Consider the following 14,965-nt stretch of genomic DNA (forward strand, 5'->3'; position numbering starts at 1 on the left):
CCCTCCGGCATACTGGCCGCATGCCCGCCAAGCGCTCCCGCTCCACCCTGACCGGCATCGCCGCGGCGGTCGCCGCCGTCGTGGTGATCGGCGGCTTCGCGCTGACGAACGCCCGGGAGGGCGACGACACCGTCCGCTCCGCAGCCCCCTCGGCCACGGCGACCGACCCGAGCGAGCAGGGCACCGGCACGGGCGGCACCGACGACCCCGGCAGCACCGGCAGCACCGGCAGCACCGAGAGCACCGTCGCGGTGATCGCCCGGTCCGGCCCGGACCTGCCCGGCTCCGCGGTCCTCGACCGGTGCAACTCGGACGGCCGTGCCGCGGTCGCGCGGTACGACACCGCGGCGCTCGGCGACGTCGTACTGCAGTGCGGCACCGCGGCGCAGGGCTACGAGCACATCCGCGTCCGGCACACCCGCGACTGGCAGGACGTCCTCTCCGGTCACACGACGCAGCGGGACTGGGACGACGCCATGCTCACGGCGGTCCGGACGGCGCTGACGAACCCGCAGAAGGGGCTGCCCGTCGACGCCGGGGACGGCAAGGTCTGCTACGCCGCACCCGTCCGCTTCGACGACGGCAGCGCGCCGAGCCCGGACGGGTTCGTCAAAGTCATCGTCTCGGCGACCACCGAACGCGTGATCACGGCCTACCCGACACGCGACTCCGACTGCTGACGAGCATCAGCATCAGCACCCGGACCGGCACCAGCACGAGCACCCGGACCGGCACCGGTCAGACGTGCACCTCGTGCTCGTGCCGCTGGTGCGACGCGGGTTCGAGCTGGAACGTGGAGTGCTCGACCGGCACGTCGAAGTGCTCGGCCACGCACTGCTGCAGCTCGTCGAGGATCGCCGGCGCGTGCGCGGTCGTGAAGCAGTGGTCGTCCACCACCACGTGCGCGGTCAGGTTCGGGACCCCGGTCGACACCAGCGTCGCGTGCAGGTCGTGCACGGCGATGACGTGGTCGAGCTGCAGGATGTGGCCACGGACGGCGTCCAGGTCGAGGCCGCGCGGTGTCGCCTCGAGCAGGACGTCGGCGGTCTCGCGGAGGAGCTTGACGGCGCGGGGCATGATGAGCAGGCCGATCAGCAGTGCCGCGACCGAGTCGGCGCGCTGCCACCCGGTCAGGAACAGCACGACGGCGGCGGCGATGACGGCGACGGAGCCGAGGGTGTCGTTGAGCACCTCGAGTCGGGCCGCCCGCGAGGTGAAGCCCTCGCCCGACGCCCGCACGAGCACCGCGAACGCGACCAGGTTGCCGATCAGCCCGACGAAGCCGAAGACCAGCAGGGGGCCGGCCTCGATCTCCTCCGGCACGAACAGGCGCTGCACGGCGGAGATCACCACGTAGACGCCGACCGCCAGCAGGATCGCGGCCTGTGCGGTGGCACCCAGGACCTCGGCACGCTGGTAGCCCCAGGTCCGTCGGGCGGTCGGGGTGCGGCGGGCCAGTCGGGTGGCGACCAGGCCGATCCCGAGTCCGCCGGTGTCGACGACCATGTGCCCGGCGTCCACGAGCAGCGCGAGGGACCCGGTGACGACCGCGCCGACCACCTCGGCCAGCAGGATCCCCGCCGAGATGCAGAACGCGATCAGCAGCGCCCGCTCGGACGCGTGTCCGTGCGTGTGGCCGTGGTCGTGTCCCATGTCGTCCATCGTAGGAGCCGCGTCCGACGCCGTGCCAGGATCGGGAGCGTGACCCGGTCGCCGTACGAGCTGAGCGCGTCCGCCGACGTGCTGGCGGCCCTGCACCCCAGGCTCCGCACCTACTTCGGCGCCGTCCCGCCCGGGCACGTCGGCCGGGGCTCCGGCGTGTTCACAGTCGTCGGCACCCCGCGGCGCTGGCTCTGGCCCGTCCTCGGCGTCCTCGCACGGGACGCGGTGGTGTTCCCGCTGTGGGAGCACGACGTCCCGTTCACGGTCGAGAACCGCCCGGTCCACGTCCGGCGTGGCCGGTCCGGCCGGTTCGGCATGGCCGCCGACCGGGAGGCCCGCCCCGCGGTCCGCGCGCACCGCACCTTCCACTTCGCGAGCGGTGACCGCACCATGGTCGACGCGATCACCGCAGAGCCCGAGGGCCTCGTCGACCACCTCGGCCGGCACGGCCGCGTCAGCGCGCTCCTCGCGGTGACGGTCCCGGCGACCGGACCCGACGCCGGGGCGCTCCGCCTGGTCTCCACGCGGGTGTCGGTGCACGCCCTGGGACGGGAGTGGCGCCTCCCGGCCGCCCTGTCGCCCCGTGTGGTGCTGACGGAACGATTCGATGACGATGCCGACGTGCAGCGCGTGTCCCTGACGCTCTCCGCTGTCGGGCTCGGCACGCTGTACCGGTACGAGGGGGCGTTCCGGTACAGCGTCGTGCCCGAGGACGTGTGACCGGAGCGACGACGTGTGACCGGAGCCGAGAGGACAGCATGGACGAACAGCAGCAGCGGCGCGTGGTGGTGGCGGGAGCGAGCGGCTTCGTCGGCCGGTACCTGCAGGACGCCTTCCGCGCCGAGGGGTACCAAGTCGTCACGGTCGGCCGCACCGGCGACGCGGTGTGGGGCAACACCCTGCGGATCCGCGAACTCGTCGACGGCGCCGACCTGGTCGTGAACATGGCCGGCAAGAGCGTGAACTGCCGGTACGGACGGCGGAACCGGGCCGAGATCCTGCGCTCCCGTGTCGACACCACGCTCGAGCTCGCCGAGGCGATCCGGACCGCCGAGCACCCGCCGCCGCTGTGGCTGAACGCGTCGACCGCGACCATCTACCGGCACGCCGACGACCGCCCGCAGGACGAGGTGACCGGCGAGCTCGGCGAGGGCTTCTCGGTCGGGGTCGCCCGCGCGTGGGAGGACGCCCTCTTCAGCGCCGACCTGCCCGGCACCCGGCGTGTGGCGCTGCGGATGGCGATCGTGTTCGGCGACGGCAGCGCACTGCTCCCGCTCCTGCGGTTGGCACAGGCCGGACTCGGCGGCCCCCAGTACGACGGGCCGTGGTTCCCGACCCGGGCGCGTCTGGCTGCCGGCACCTTCCACCACGACCGGCACACCCGAGGACGGCAGCGGTTCAGCTGGGTGCACATCGACGACGTCCTCGGGGCGATCCGCTTCATCCGTGACCACGAGGACCTCGACGGCCCGGTGAACGTCACGAGCCCGGAGCCCTCCGACAACCGCACGGTGATGGCGACCCTGCGTGACGCCGTCGGACGCCGCTTCGGCCTGCCGACCTGGCGGTGGATGCTCGAACTCGGGTCGTTCGCGATCCGCACCGAGACCGAACTGGTGCTGAAGAGCCGGTGGGTGGTGCCGACGCGGCTGACCGAGGCGGGCTACGAGTTCCGGTACCCGCACCTGCGTGGGGCGCTCGCCGGGATCATCGCGGAACGGCGTCAGCACCGGGGCTGAGCTCGGCGGTCGGGCTGACGGCGGTCGGGCTGACGGCGGTCGGGCCGTCGTGCGGAGGCTCGTGAGACGCCCCCGTCTCCGCGCGACGCCCTGATGCGCTCGAGGCGCCGCCGGATGTCGCGGCGTCTCGGCCACTCGGAGGCGTCTCGGCGCGGGCGCGGGCGCCGGCGCGGGCGCCGACCCGCGGCGGCCGCGACGACCACAGCACCGCCCCCACGACGACCGCGCCCGCGATCACCTCGACCAGGTCCGGGACCTCGCCGAACGCCGCCCAGGACGCCAGCACCCCGACGACCGGCACGAGCATCGAGAACGGTGCGACGGTGCTCGACGGGTACCGCCCCATCAGCCGCGACCAGATGCCGTAGCCGACGACGCTCGCCGCCAGCACGATGTAGAGCACAGCCAGGTCGGCGGGCAGCGCGTCGGCGGTGAACGCGGTGCCGAGCGCCTGCCCGATCCGGTCCGGTCCCTCGACCAGGAACGACAGGACCGCCATCGGGATCGGCGGCACCACGGCCCACCACAGGGTGAGGTGCAGCGGGTTCACCGGTCCGGCCTTGCGGGTCGCGACGTTGCCGATCGCCCACCCGAGCGCACCGCAGAGCACGAGCACGACGGGCAACAGCGCGGCGGTCTGGGCCCGGTGCAGGGCGATCACGGCGAGGGCCGCCACCGCGACCGAGACGCCGACCACCTGCCGGGCGCTCAGGCGTTCGCGGAGCAGGACACCGGCGAGCAGCACGGTGAACGGCGCCGAGGCCTGCACCACGAGCGAGGCCAACCCCGAGGGCATGCCGGCCGCCATGCCCAGGTAGAGGAACGCGAACTGCAGCACGCCGAGGGTCGCGCCGACCAGGACGATCCACCGGAACGGGATCGGCGGCCGCGGGACGAACAGCAGCGTCGGGACGGCGAGCAGCGTGAACCGGAGCGCCGCGAGCAGGAACGGCGGGTAGTGCTCGAGGGCGATCGCCGTCGCGGGGAAGTTCAGTCCCCAGGCGACGGCGACGACGAGGGCCAGGATGCGGTCGCGGAGCAGCACCGGACGATCGTCCCGCACCCCCACGCGGTAGCACCAGCGAACGTTCCGACAGCGTCGTTGTAGGGTCCCTGCATGGTCGGCTTCGACATCGCCCTGCTCCCCGTCCTCCGCGAACTCGCCGAGCGGGGCAGCGTCACCGCGGTGGCGACGGCCACCCACCGGACGCCGAGCGCCGTGTCCCAGCAGCTCCGCACCCTGCAGCGCCAGGCCGGCGTCCCGCTGGTCGAGCGCGTCGGCCGCGGCGTCCGGCTCACCGAGCACGGTCGGGTCCTGGCCGGCCTCGCCACCGGCGTCGCCACCGCCCTGGCGACCGTCGAGTCCGCCTGGAGCGAGCACCTGGACGGCGCCACCGGCACCGTCGACCTGGCGGTGTTCCCCTCGGCCGCCGAACTGCTGCTGCCCGGCCTGCTCACACGGATGCGCGCACACCCCGGCATCGCCCTGCAGCTCTCCGACGTCGACGTCAGCGAGGGGGAGTTCGCCCCGCTCACCGCGGACCACGACGTCGTCATCGGGCACCGACCGGACGGTGCCCGCGGCGCGGACCGCCGGAGCGTCGAGACCGTCCCACTGCTCCGGGAACCGCTCGACGTCGCCCTGCCGCTCGACCACCCGCTGGCCGGTCGGCAGCGCGTGGGCATCGAGGACGTGGTCGGCGCGACGTGGATCGGTGTGCCGGAGGACTACCCGATCGACCGGGTGCTCACCGCGATGGCCGCCGCGACGGACACACCGCCCGAGGTCGCCTTCCGCACCATCCACCTGCCCGTGATCGAGAACCTGGTGGCGGCCGGCCACGGCATCGCACTCGTGCCGCGGTACACCTCGCGGACGCGTGCGCCGGGCCGGTTCCGACTGGCGACCCTGGCCGACGTGCGCGCCGGTCGGCGGATCGAGGCCCTCGTCCGCCCCGACCGTGCCGTCCGTCCCGCGGTCCGGGTCGTCCTGGAGGCCCTGGTCGCCGAGGCCACGTCCGTCACCTCCTGAGGCGGCCCGGCCCGCACCACGTCGCTACGCACGATGCGTATTGCCCTGTTCGCCAGGAGCCGCTACGCTTCAGGCGTAGCACGGGGGGTGTTACGGGGCGACCGGTCGTCCGGAGCGTGGTTGAGGGGGTCGGGTGATCGGGCTGCATCGTCAGCCCGATCGCGCGAACGACGCGACGACCGGCCCGCCCCGCCCTTCCGGCTCGACCGGGTCCGCTCGACCGTGCCCGCTCGACCGTGCCCGTTCGTCCGGGCTCGACCGCGGGGCCGTGCCCAGGACTGGCCGATCGGCGTCTCAGGACCGGCCGCGCGCCTCCTCGATCTCGCGCAGCAGCGCCGTCAGGCGGTCCAGGTGCTCCGCCGTCACGTCCTGGTTGAGCGTCCGCGCCGCGTAGAGGCTGACCGGGCTGGTCCGCTCCGCCAGCGTGAACCGCAGTGCGGCGTCGATCGTCTCCGTGAGCTGGCTCTCCGGCCCGGTCAGGTACGACGGGTCGATCTCGAAGTACTCCGCGACGGCCCGCAGCAGTCGCTCGTCGTCGACCACGTACCGGTTGCCCAGACGCATGTACTCCCACCGGGAGCGGCTGAGCTTGACGTCCCGGTCCGCCAACCAGTCGCGGATCTTCGGGTAGGTCACCGGGCCGCCGTCGGGCGCGGTGACGGTGCTGCAGAGCAGGTGCAGCTTGCGGGCGAGCTCGGCGCGCTGGGTCTGCTGCGCGGCGGTGAGCTTCTCGTGACTCATGGGGTGGACTCGATCCGTTCCGGGTCTCGTACGGGGTGCTCGTCGTCGGGTCGGCTGAGATCGTCTGGCCGGCCGAGATCGTCGGGCCGACTGAGGTCGTCGATCAGCGAGTCGGTGACGCCGGTCGTCGCGGCGACGCCCATCATCCGGATGACCACGCGTTCGTACCCGCGTGGCCGGAACTGGCGCAACCGGATGTTGTCCTCCAGCTCTGCCCACCGCTGGTAGAGCGCGACCTCGGCCTCCTCGCCCCGGCTGCGGAACGCATGCCGCCGTCGGACGCTCCGCGGGTACACGCTGAACTCGGGGTGCGCCTCCATCGCGCGGTCGGTGATCGGCAGGCTCACCAGCAGGAGCAGGCGACGCCAGACCGGCACGACGACCGGGCGGGCGGCCGCGAACACGACCCCGGCCGCGGTCAGGCTGGCCATCGACACGACGGCCACCTCCCACAGCGGGTCGACGATGCCCGACATCGCGAAGTCCCGGTCGACGAACAGCCGCACCGCTCCGGCGGCCAGGCTCTCGGTGATCCAGGCGAGGTCGACGAGCGCGGCGAGGCCGATCAGCCAGACGCCCCAGCGGGTCGTCCACTCGCCGTACAGCGGCAGCCCCCGGAACGCCACCGCGGCGACCTGCACGCCGTACAGCCCGACGCAGACCGGCAGCACCGCGGCGAACAGCTCGCGCGTGGGCTCACCCGTGTACCGACCGAGGAACGGGTCCGAGACGGCCCAGTCGCTCATCGCGAAGAGGACGACCTGCAGGGCGACGGCCACCAGGACCAGGCCCCAGGTCAGACGCTCGCGGAGAGGGCGGCGTTCGCCGTGCTCGGCTCGGATGACCATCACCTGCAGGCAGCCGAGCGCGACGACGACCGCGGAACGGTAGAGCAGGTTCGTGACGTTGTGCCCGCCGAGCAGACCGTCCACCCACAGGTAGACGAACGGGGCCTGCAGCGTGCAGCCGAGCGCCCAGACGAGCACCCCGGGGACGAGCATCGAGCGGGGACCGGTCTGGTCCGCGGCGTCCGGGTGCGCCGGCAGCGGCTGGCGCACGTTGGGAGAGAGCATCGACAGTGCGGCGAGCCCGACGGACACCACCGTCACCACACCCGCCACGAAGACCCAGTCGTCCAGCACGTTCATCCGCCGAACACCCGCCCGAACTTGACGTCCCGGCCGCGGCCGCGTGCGTACCGCATCACCCGGACGCTGAGCTCCACACCGACGAGCTCCGCCAGGCGTTCCTCGTCCTCGGAGAAGTCCGTGTGGCCGTAGAGGAACTCGAGGTCGGGCGTGTACTCCTGCTCCAGGGTCTCGCCGGAGCGGACGAGCCGACCGCTCGGCACGAACCCGTCGACCTTGTCCTCGACGAACCGCGCGAACCGGGGGTCGATGCCGCGGGACTCCGACGGTCCGTCCGGGCTGATGAGCATGTGACCGTGTTCGTGGTTGATCACCACGAGCTGGGTGCCGGAGGGCGCCGGTGGGTAGGAGACGACCGCGGTGCCGTCGTCGTACCCGGCCCAGAGCCCGTGCACGTCCTGGTGCGCCAGCCCGCGGACCAGCCGGTACGTGACCTCACGCCCGGTCACCTCGCGCACGAGCCGGCGGATCTCGGTCATCGACACTGCGCCCGGCAGCCCGTGGTCATCGACGATCTGCACGGCAGTGTCGCGGTTCACGTCCCTGGACACGGATCCCGCTCCCCACTCCTGGCCCCGGCGGGGCAGCCTGCACGCCCGACGCAGTCAGCGTAACCGTTCCCGTCGGCGGCCGGGGCTGCGCCGGTAAGCTCGGTCCCCATGCAGGACACGAACGCCGAACAGCCCTGGGACGTCGTGGTCGTCGGTGCCGGCCCCGCCGGTGCCACCGCCGCCCGACACGCGGCGCTCGGCGGTGCCCGCGTCCTGCTCCTCGACAAGGCCACCTTCCCGCGGTACAAGACCTGCGGCGGCGGCATCATCGGTCAGTCCCGGCGGCGGCTCAACGACCGTGCCCTGGCGACGATCGAGGCGGACCTGCCCGAGGTCGGTTTCTCGCACCGCATGGGTCGGGTGACCCGGGTCCGCACCGAGGCCCCCTTCGTCGCCATGGTCGACCGTGAGCGGTTCGACCAGGCGAACGTCGACGCCGCGAAGGAGGCCGGGGTCGTCTTCCGCGACGGTGCCAACGTCCGCGCGCTCAGCGAGCAGGACGATCACACCCGCCTGACGCTCGCCGACGGGGACGAACTCCTCGCCCGCGTCGTGATCGGCGCCGACGGCTCGGGTGGCCGGGTCGGCCGCCACGTCGGTGCCGTGATGGCCGTCACGGACCTCGGCCTCGAGGTGGAGGTCCCCCGCCGCCCGGAGGACGCCGCCACCGGTGTGCTCCTCGACTGGGGCCCGCACCCGGGTACGTACGCGTGGGTCTTCCCGAAGACCGAGACCCTGACCGTCGGCGTCATCGAGCAGAAGGGGCACGCCGACCAGACCCGTCGCTACCTCGACGACTGGATCGAACGCCTCGGCCTGCACCCGACCGACCAGGGCCGCAGCAGCGGCCACCTGACGCAGTGGCGCACGAGCGACTCCCCGCTCCGCCGCGGGACGGTCGTGCTCGCGGGGGAGACCGCGGGCCTCCTGGAGCCGTGGACGCGCGAGGGGATCTCGTTCGCACTGCGGTCGGGGGAGTGGGCCGGCACGGCGGCCGCCGCGTACACCGCCGGCGACCGCGCGGCGCTCGACCGGTACGAGTCGCAGGTGCGCGCCGAGCTGGTGCCCGAGATCGACGCCGGTGCGCAGCTGCTCCGGGTGTTCACGCGGTTCCCGGCCGGCTTCCACTTCCTGATCTCGAAGACGCCGTTCGGTCGCGGCTACTTCATCCGCTTCTGCCGTGGCGAGACGACCCTGGCCCGGGCCTTCCGGCACCGCTGGGTGCGGAAGGTCACCGCCTGGCTCGCCTGAGCGGACCGGCCAGCTCAGCCGGACCGGCCAGCTCAGCCGGACTGACCTGATCAGCCGGACCACCTGACCAGCCGGACCGGCCGGACCACCTGGTGGTCCGGCCGCGTCGCGGCTCAGACCTCGAGGTGGTCGACCAGCTCGTCCGCCAGGCCCGTGTAGGTCGCCGGCGTGAGGTTCGTCAGCCGGGCCTTCGCCGCGTCGGACACGTCGAGCCCGTTCACGAACGCCACGAGCTCCTGTCGCCCGATGCGCTTGCCCCGGGTGAGCTCCTTGAGCATCGCGTAGGGGTCCTCGATGTCCGACTGCCCGGCGGTGACCTCGGCGCGGATGACGGTCTGGATCGCCTCGGCCAGGACCTCCCAGTTGCGGTCGAGGTCCTCGGCCAGGCGGGGCTCGTTCACCGCGATCTCGCCCAGGCCGCGGCGCAGGTTGTCGAGCGCGAGCAGCGAGTGCCCGAACGCGACGCCGATGTTGCGCTGCGTGGTGGAGTCGGTCAGGTCACGCTGCAGACGGCTCGTGACGAGGGTCTCGGACAGGGTCGAGAACAGCGCGGACGAGATCTCGAGGTTCGCCTCGGCGTTCTCGAACCGGATCGGGTTGATCTTGTGCGGCATCGTCGAGGACCCGGTCGCGCCGGCGATCGGGATCTGCGTGAAGTACCCCATCGAGATGTAGGTCCAGACGTCGGTCGCCAGGTTGTGCAGGACGCGGTTCGCGTGCCGGACCCGGTCGTAGAGCTCGGCCTGCCAGTCGTGCGACTCGATCTGCGTCGTCAGCGGGTTCCACGTCAGGCCGAGGCCCTCGACGAACTCCTTCGACAGCGCGGGCCAGTCGGCCTCCGGGTCCGCCGCCAGGTGTGCGGAGAAGGTGCCGGTCGCGCCGGAGAACTTGCCGAGGTACTCGCCGCGCTCGACCTGCGACAGGATCCGCTCGAGCCGGTAGACGACGACCGCGATCTCCTTGCCGAGGGTGGTCGGCGTCGCGGGCTGGCCGTGGGTGTGCGAGAGCATCGGCACGGCGCGGAGGCTCGTGGCCATCTCCCGCAGGCGCTCCACGACCGCGCGTGCGGACGGCAGCCAGACGTGCTCGACGGCGTCGCGGACGGTCAGCGCGTACGAGAGGTTGTTGACGTCCTCGCTGGTGGCGGCGAAGTGCGTGAGCTCGGCGACGGCGTCGAGGCCCAGGTCGCTGAGCCGGCGGCGGACGAAGTACTCGACCGCCTTGACGTCGTGGCGGGTGGTCGCCTCGATCTCGGCGAGCTCCGCGATCTGGTCCTGGCCGAAGTCGTCGACCAGGGCACGCAGCGCGGCCTTGTCGTCGACGGACAGCGGGGAGGTGGTGAACATCGCGTGGTCGGTGAGGAACACGAGCCACTCGACCTCGACCCGGATCCGGGCACGGTTGAGCCCGGCCTCGGACAGGTGCTCGCCCACCGTGTGCACGATCGGGTAGTAGCGCCCGTCGAGCGGGCTGATCGGCTGCGGGGGAAGGGGGGTCATGGGGCTCCCTGGCGGACTGCCGGCTCGAGCTGGTGGAAGAGCGCCCGGCAGGCCCGTTCGACCGTGCTGAGCACCCGGTCGAACTCGTGTCGGTCCGCGTAGTACGGGTCCGGCACGTCGGCCTGCTGAGGCCAGGCGTCGTCGTACCGCAACAGGAGCGTCACCTTCGCGGCGTCGTCCATGGTCGGGGCCCACGAGCGCAGGATGCGTTCGTGGGAGCGGTCGAGTGCGACCACCAGGTCGAGGTCCGGGAACCGGTCCGGGTCGAACTGACGGGCGCGATGCCTGCTGCCATCGTATCCGCGTGCCGCGAGGGCTGCGATCGTGCGCTCGTCGGCGGGTTCCCCGACGTGCCAGTCCCCGGTGCCGGCGGACTCGACCACGAACCGGTCGGCCATGCCGGCGTCGGCGGCGATCTGCGCGAAGACGATCTCGGCCATCGGGGAGCGGCAGATGTTGCCGCTGCAGACGAAGGAGACACGGAAGGTCGACGGGGCGCCGGCGTCCATGGTCATGGGGACATCATGGCGCAGCCGGGGGCCGGACGCGATGCCCGGCGCTCAGGCGCGACCGCGGCCACCCAGGACCGGGCGGGCGACCAGGCCGACGAGCCAGGCGAAGACCGCCAGCACGAAGGCCCCGACGATGCCCCAGCCGAAGGACTCCACCGACAGGCCGAAGCCCAGTCCGGTCGAGATCCCGGCGACGATGAGCAGCAGGACCGCGTTCACCACGAACGAGATCAGCCCGAGCGTCAGGATGTAGACCGGGAAGGCCACGATCCGGATCAGCGTCCCGATCACGGCGTTCACGATGCCGAAGACCAGCGCCACGAGCAGGTAGGTCAGGACGGTCTCGACCGGACCACCATCCCCGAAGGAGTCGACGGTGACACCGGTCACGATGAGCGTGGTGAGCCAGAGGGCGACGGCGTTGACGATGAGCCGGACGAGGAACCGCATGGCCACCATGATGCCTGCCCTCCCCGCGAACGGGCCGCCGGTACGCTGAGCCGGTGACCGACCAGCCCGCGCAGACCGTGCACATCCGTCCCGAGATAGCCGTCCTGCCGCCGTACAAGCAGGGACGCCAGGCCGCTCCGGACGCCCTCAAGCTCTCGAGCAACGAGAACCCCTTCCCGCCGCTGCCCGGTGTCGTCGAGGCGGTGCAGGCCCAGACGGCGTTCAACCGCTACCCGGACGCCACCGCGCTCGCGGTCCGTGCGGTGCTCGCGAACCGGTTCGGCACCACCGTCGACGAGGTGCACGTCGCGCCGGGCAGCGTCGCGATCCTGCACGAGCTGGCGAAGGCGACCTGTGCCCCGGGTGACGAGGTCGTCCACGCCTGGCGGTCCTTCGAGGCGTACCCGGGCGTCGTCACGGTCGCCGGCGCCACGAGCGTGCAGGTGCCGAACCGTGCCGACGGTGGGCACGACCTCGACGCGATGGCCGACGCGGTCTCCGAGCGCACCCGGATGGTGCTGGTCTGCACGCCGAACAACCCGACCGGGCCGATCGTCACCGGCGCCGAGTTCGCGGCCTTCATGGCGCGCGTGCCGTCCTCGGTGCTCGTCGTCCTGGACGAGGCGTACGCCGAGTTCGTCACCGACGTCGACGCGGTCCGGGGTCCGGCGCTGCTCGAGCGGTACCCGAACCTGGTGGTGCTCCGGACGTTCTCGAAGGCCTACGGTCTGGCGGGCCTCCGCGTCGGGTACGCGCTCGGACCGGCATACGTCCTCGACGCCGTCCGTGCGTGCGCCATCCCGCTGTCCGTCACGGCGCAGGGGCAGGCGGCCGCACTGGCCAGCCTCGAGCGCGAGGACGAGCTGCTCGGACGGGTCGCCGAACTGGCCGAGCGCCGGGACCGGATCCGCGCCGGACTGCTCGAACAGGGGTGGGACGTGCCGGAGGCGCAGGGCAACTTCGTCTGGCTGCCGACGGGGGAGCACACCGCGTTCGCCGCCGAGGCCTTCGAGCACGCCGGGCTGATCGTGCGGGCGTTCGCGCCGGAGGGCATCCGGATCTCGATCGGCGAGCACGAGGCTGTCGCAAAGCTCCTCGAAACCGCAGGTGCCGTTGTGGAACGTCTCACAACGACGGCTCCTGAGCGGCCGGTACGCTGACGAACATGTTGTTCCGCGCCGCGGCTCCTGCGACGACCCCCGTCCAGCTCCTCGATCCCGAGGGCCGGTTCGTGGAGACCGACGAGAACGCCGAACTCGCCGCCGTCGCCCGGGCCCTCCCTGATGAGACCCTGCTCGCCATGCACCGCCAGATGGTGCTCACCCGACGCTTCGACCACGCTGCCGGCAACCTGCAGCGCACCGGTCAGCTCGGGCTCTGGGCGCCGAGCCACGGGCAAGAGGCGGCGCAGGTCGGTTCCGCCTTCGCGCTCCGCTCCCAGGACCACCTCTTCCCGTCGTACCGCGAGCACGCCGTCGTGATGCAGCGCGGGGTGGAGCCGATGGAGATCATCTCGCTCTTCCGCGGTCAGGCCCACGGCAACTGGGACCCGGACGCCCGCGGCAACACGCACATCTACACGCTCGTCATCGGCGCCCAGACCCTCCACGCCACCGGCTACGCGATGGGCCAGGCGCTCGACGGCGTCGTCGGCACCGGCGACCCGGACGTCGACGAGTGCTCGATCGTCTACTTCGGTGACGGTGCCACCAGCCAGGGCGACGTGAACGAGGCGTACGTGTTCGCCGCGTCGCACTCGGCCCCGGTCGTCTTCTTCCTGCAGAACAACCACTGGGCGATCTCGGTGCCGGTGTCGGTGCAGTCCCCGACGCCGCTCGTCGACCGCCCGCGTGGCTTCGGCATCCCGAGCATCAAGGTCGACGGCAACGACGTGCTGGCCTCGTACGCGGCGAGCCTCGTCGCGACCGACCACGCCCGCAGCGGTCAGGGCCCGGCGTTCGTCGAGGCCGAGACCTACCGCATCGGCGCGCACACCAGCTCGGACGACCCGACCCGCTACCGCGGCGACGACGAGCTCGCCGGCTGGGTCGCCCGCGACCCGATCACCCGGTCCGAGACGTACCTCCGCAGCAAGGGCGTCACCGACGCCCAGTTCGCCGAGTTCGACGCCGAGGGCGAGCAGATCGCCGCCGACATCCGCACCCGCACGAGCGCCCTCCAGGACCCGCCGATGGAGGCGATGTTCGACAACGTCTACCGCGAGCCGCACCCGCGCATCGACGAGCAGCGCGCGTGGCTCCGTGACTACGAGGCCGGCCAGGACGCAGGAGCCCACGCATGAGCACCACCGAGCAGCTCTTCGACTACACGCTGCGTTCGCACCCCGGTGCGGGCGAGGTCCCCGAGGACCCGACCCCGACCCTCCCGATGGCGAAGGCGCTGAACGCCGGCCTGGCGAAGGCGATGGAGTCCGACGACAAGGTCCTGCTGATGGGCGAGGACATCGGCCGTCTCGGCGGCGTCTTCCGCATCACCGAGGGTCTGCAGGACCGCTTCGGCGCCGACCGCGTCCGGGACACCCCGCTCGCCGAGTCCGGCATCGTCGGCACCGCGATCGGCCTGGCGCTCCGGGGCTACCGACCGGTCATCGAGATCCAGTTCGACGGCTTCGTCTGGCCGGCGTTCAACCAGATCACCTCGCAGCTGGCGAAGATGGCGAACCGGCTGCCGGCGCACATGTCGCTGCCGATCGTCATCCGCATCCCCTACGGCGGGCACATCGGCGCGATCGAGCACCACCAGGAGAGCCCGGAGACGTACTTCGCGCACACCCCCGGTCTCCGCGTGGTCAGCCCGAGCACGCCCAACGACGCCTACTGGATGATCCAGGAGGCCATCGCGTCGAAGGACCCGGTCGTCTTCTTCGAGCCGAAGTCGCGCTACTGGCCGAAGGGCCAGGTCGACCTGGTCGACGGGCACGTCCCGATGCACACGACCCGCGTCGCCCGCACCGGCACCGAGGTCACCCTCGTCGGTCACGGTGCGATGGTCGCGACGCTCATGCAGGCCGCCGACATCGCCGAGGCCGAGGGCACGAGTTGCGAGGTCGTCGACCTCCGCTCGATCTCGCCGATCGACTGGGAGCCGCTGCTCGCCTCGGTGCGCAAGACCGGCCGCCTGGTCATCGCGCAGGAGGACTCGGGCTTCATCAGCGTCGGCAGCGAGATCGCCGCGACCGTCGCCGAGCGGGCGTTCTACACGCTGCAGGCGCCGCCGCTGCGGGTCTCCGGGTTCGACATCCCGTTCCCGCAGTCGAAGCTCGAGCACTTCCACCTGCCCGACGCCGACCGCGTCCTCGAGGCCGTCGACCGCGCCCTCGCCTACTGACCCGCACCACTCCCGTACGACCGAACCCTGCT

The 14,965-nt window shown here is 72.3% G+C and carries 16 protein-coding genes; 8 read left to right on the top strand and 8 right to left on the bottom strand.

What is annotated here, in order from left to right; genetic code table 11:
- Positions 1–680: hypothetical protein (locus QL987_RS07530; protein ID WP_290156983.1), on the top strand; the 680-nt coding region annotated here is incomplete at its 5' end.
- A 58-nt stretch (positions 681–738) separates the two neighbouring features.
- Here the strand turns inward: QL987_RS07530 and QL987_RS07535 are convergent.
- Positions 739–1,653 carry a cation diffusion facilitator family transporter gene (locus QL987_RS07535; RefSeq protein WP_290156984.1) on the bottom strand — a complete coding sequence of 305 codons (915 nt, stop codon included), beginning with the start codon at positions 1,651–1,653 and terminating at the stop codon, positions 739–741.
- Positions 1,654–1,701: 48 nt separating this feature from the next.
- Here QL987_RS07535 and QL987_RS07540 point away from each other — a divergent pair, with 48 nt between their 5' ends.
- Both QL987_RS07540 and QL987_RS07545 read left to right on the top strand, forming a co-directional pair.
- Entirely contained in the window at positions 1,702–2,382 is a 681-nt protein-coding gene (locus QL987_RS07540) for a DUF4166 domain-containing protein (RefSeq protein WP_290156986.1), read from the top strand.
- Positions 2,383–2,420: 38 nt separating this feature from the next.
- Positions 2,421–3,401 carry a DUF1731 domain-containing protein gene (locus QL987_RS07545; protein WP_290156988.1) on the top strand — a complete coding sequence of 327 codons (981 nt, stop codon included), beginning with the start codon at positions 2,421–2,423 and terminating at the stop codon, positions 3,399–3,401.
- Here QL987_RS07545 and QL987_RS07550 read toward each other — a convergent pair.
- Entirely contained in the window at positions 3,370–4,464 is a 1,095-nt protein-coding gene (locus QL987_RS07550; protein ID WP_290156990.1) for an EamA family transporter, read from the bottom strand. The genes QL987_RS07545 and QL987_RS07550 overlap by 32 nt on opposite strands.
- A gap of 54 nt (positions 4,465–4,518) precedes the next feature.
- On the opposite strand from QL987_RS07550, the gene QL987_RS07555 reads away from it, so the two are divergent.
- On the top strand, positions 4,519–5,433 hold the full coding sequence (locus QL987_RS07555; RefSeq protein ID WP_290156992.1) for a LysR family transcriptional regulator: 915 nt from the start codon (positions 4,519–4,521) through the stop codon (positions 5,431–5,433).
- A 294-nt stretch (positions 5,434–5,727) separates the two neighbouring features.
- Here QL987_RS07555 and QL987_RS07560 read toward each other — a convergent pair whose 3' ends face one another.
- The 3 genes from QL987_RS07560 to QL987_RS07570 are packed head-to-tail and all read right to left on the bottom strand — an operon-like array spanning position 5,728 to position 7,861.
- Entirely contained in the window at positions 5,728–6,174 is a 447-nt protein-coding gene (locus QL987_RS07560) for a hypothetical protein (RefSeq protein WP_221849869.1), read from the bottom strand.
- Complete coding sequence (locus tag QL987_RS07565; protein ID WP_290156995.1) at positions 6,171–7,322, bottom strand: hypothetical protein; 1,152 nt, start codon at positions 7,320–7,322, stop codon at positions 6,171–6,173. The genes QL987_RS07560 and QL987_RS07565 overlap by 4 nt, the downstream gene beginning before the upstream one ends.
- On the bottom strand, positions 7,319–7,861 hold the full coding sequence (locus QL987_RS07570) for a hypothetical protein (protein WP_290156997.1): 543 nt from the start codon (positions 7,859–7,861) through the stop codon (positions 7,319–7,321). The genes QL987_RS07565 and QL987_RS07570 overlap by 4 nt, the downstream gene beginning before the upstream one ends.
- A 120-nt stretch (positions 7,862–7,981) precedes the next feature.
- Between QL987_RS07570 and QL987_RS07575 the strand changes: the two genes are divergently transcribed.
- Positions 7,982–9,124, top strand: coding sequence for a geranylgeranyl reductase family protein (locus QL987_RS07575; protein WP_290156999.1), 1,143 nt, complete (start codon positions 7,982–7,984; stop codon positions 9,122–9,124).
- Positions 9,125–9,237: 113 nt separating this feature from the next.
- Here the strand turns inward: QL987_RS07575 and purB are convergent, their stop codons facing one another.
- From purB to QL987_RS07590, 3 genes are read right to left on the bottom strand one after another with little or no spacing between them, the layout of a single operon-like run.
- A complete protein-coding gene (gene purB / locus QL987_RS07580; RefSeq protein WP_111076050.1) occupies positions 9,238–10,623 on the bottom strand; it encodes an adenylosuccinate lyase in 1,386 nt (461 codons plus the stop codon).
- On the bottom strand, positions 10,620–11,138 hold the full coding sequence (locus QL987_RS07585; RefSeq protein WP_111076049.1) for a low molecular weight protein-tyrosine-phosphatase: 519 nt from the start codon (positions 11,136–11,138) through the stop codon (positions 10,620–10,622). The genes purB and QL987_RS07585 overlap by 4 nt, the downstream gene beginning before the upstream one ends.
- A gap of 45 nt (positions 11,139–11,183) precedes the next feature.
- Positions 11,184–11,585, bottom strand: coding sequence for a phage holin family protein (locus QL987_RS07590; RefSeq protein WP_221849873.1), 402 nt, complete (start codon positions 11,583–11,585; stop codon positions 11,184–11,186).
- A 53-nt stretch (positions 11,586–11,638) separates the two neighbouring features.
- On the opposite strand from QL987_RS07590, the gene QL987_RS07595 reads away from it, so the two are divergent.
- From QL987_RS07595 to QL987_RS07605, 3 genes are all read left to right on the top strand, one after another.
- Positions 11,639–12,745: a histidinol-phosphate transaminase gene (locus tag QL987_RS07595; RefSeq protein ID WP_290157004.1), complete on the top strand. Its 1,107-nt coding sequence runs from the start codon at positions 11,639–11,641 to the stop codon at positions 12,743–12,745.
- Between the two features lie 5 nt (positions 12,746–12,750).
- Positions 12,751–13,887 carry a thiamine pyrophosphate-dependent dehydrogenase E1 component subunit alpha gene (locus QL987_RS07600; RefSeq protein ID WP_290157006.1) on the top strand — a complete coding sequence of 379 codons (1,137 nt, stop codon included), beginning with the start codon at positions 12,751–12,753 and terminating at the stop codon, positions 13,885–13,887.
- Between the two features lie 86 nt (positions 13,888–13,973).
- Positions 13,974–14,933 carry an alpha-ketoacid dehydrogenase subunit beta gene (locus QL987_RS07605; RefSeq protein ID WP_253468045.1) on the top strand — a complete coding sequence of 320 codons (960 nt, stop codon included), beginning with the start codon at positions 13,974–13,976 and terminating at the stop codon, positions 14,931–14,933.
- Positions 14,934–14,965 lie beyond the last annotated feature (32 nt).

This window comes from Curtobacterium sp. APC 4022 (assembly GCF_030407555.1).
GTDB lineage: Bacteria > Actinomycetota > Actinomycetes > Actinomycetales > Microbacteriaceae > Curtobacterium.

Excerpts from the sequence above, each read along its gene's own strand:
- QL987_RS07535 (WP_290156984.1), bottom strand. The coding sequence starts at position 1,653 with ATGGGACACGACCACGGCCACACGCACGGACACGCGTCCGAGCGGGCG.
- QL987_RS07545 (WP_290156988.1), top strand. The coding sequence starts at position 2,421 with ATGGACGAACAGCAGCAGCGGCGCGTGGTGGTGGCGGGAGCGAGCGGC.
- QL987_RS07555 (WP_290156992.1), top strand. The coding sequence starts at position 4,519 with ATGGTCGGCTTCGACATCGCCCTGCTCCCCGTCCTCCGCGAACTCGCC.
- QL987_RS07560 (WP_221849869.1), bottom strand. The coding sequence starts at position 6,174 with ATGAGTCACGAGAAGCTCACCGCCGCGCAGCAGACCCAGCGCGCCGAG.
- QL987_RS07565 (WP_290156995.1), bottom strand. The coding sequence starts at position 7,322 with ATGAACGTGCTGGACGACTGGGTCTTCGTGGCGGGTGTGGTGACGGTG.
- QL987_RS07575 (WP_290156999.1), top strand. The coding sequence starts at position 7,982 with ATGCAGGACACGAACGCCGAACAGCCCTGGGACGTCGTGGTCGTCGGT.
- purB (WP_111076050.1), bottom strand. The coding sequence starts at position 10,623 with ATGACCCCCCTTCCCCCGCAGCCGATCAGCCCGCTCGACGGGCGCTAC.
- QL987_RS07585 (WP_111076049.1), bottom strand. The coding sequence starts at position 11,138 with ATGACCATGGACGCCGGCGCCCCGTCGACCTTCCGTGTCTCCTTCGTC.
- QL987_RS07590 (WP_221849873.1), bottom strand. The coding sequence starts at position 11,585 with ATGCGGTTCCTCGTCCGGCTCATCGTCAACGCCGTCGCCCTCTGGCTC.
- QL987_RS07600 (WP_290157006.1), top strand. The coding sequence starts at position 12,751 with ATGTTGTTCCGCGCCGCGGCTCCTGCGACGACCCCCGTCCAGCTCCTC.
- QL987_RS07605 (WP_253468045.1), top strand. The coding sequence starts at position 13,974 with ATGGCGAAGGCGCTGAACGCCGGCCTGGCGAAGGCGATGGAGTCCGAC.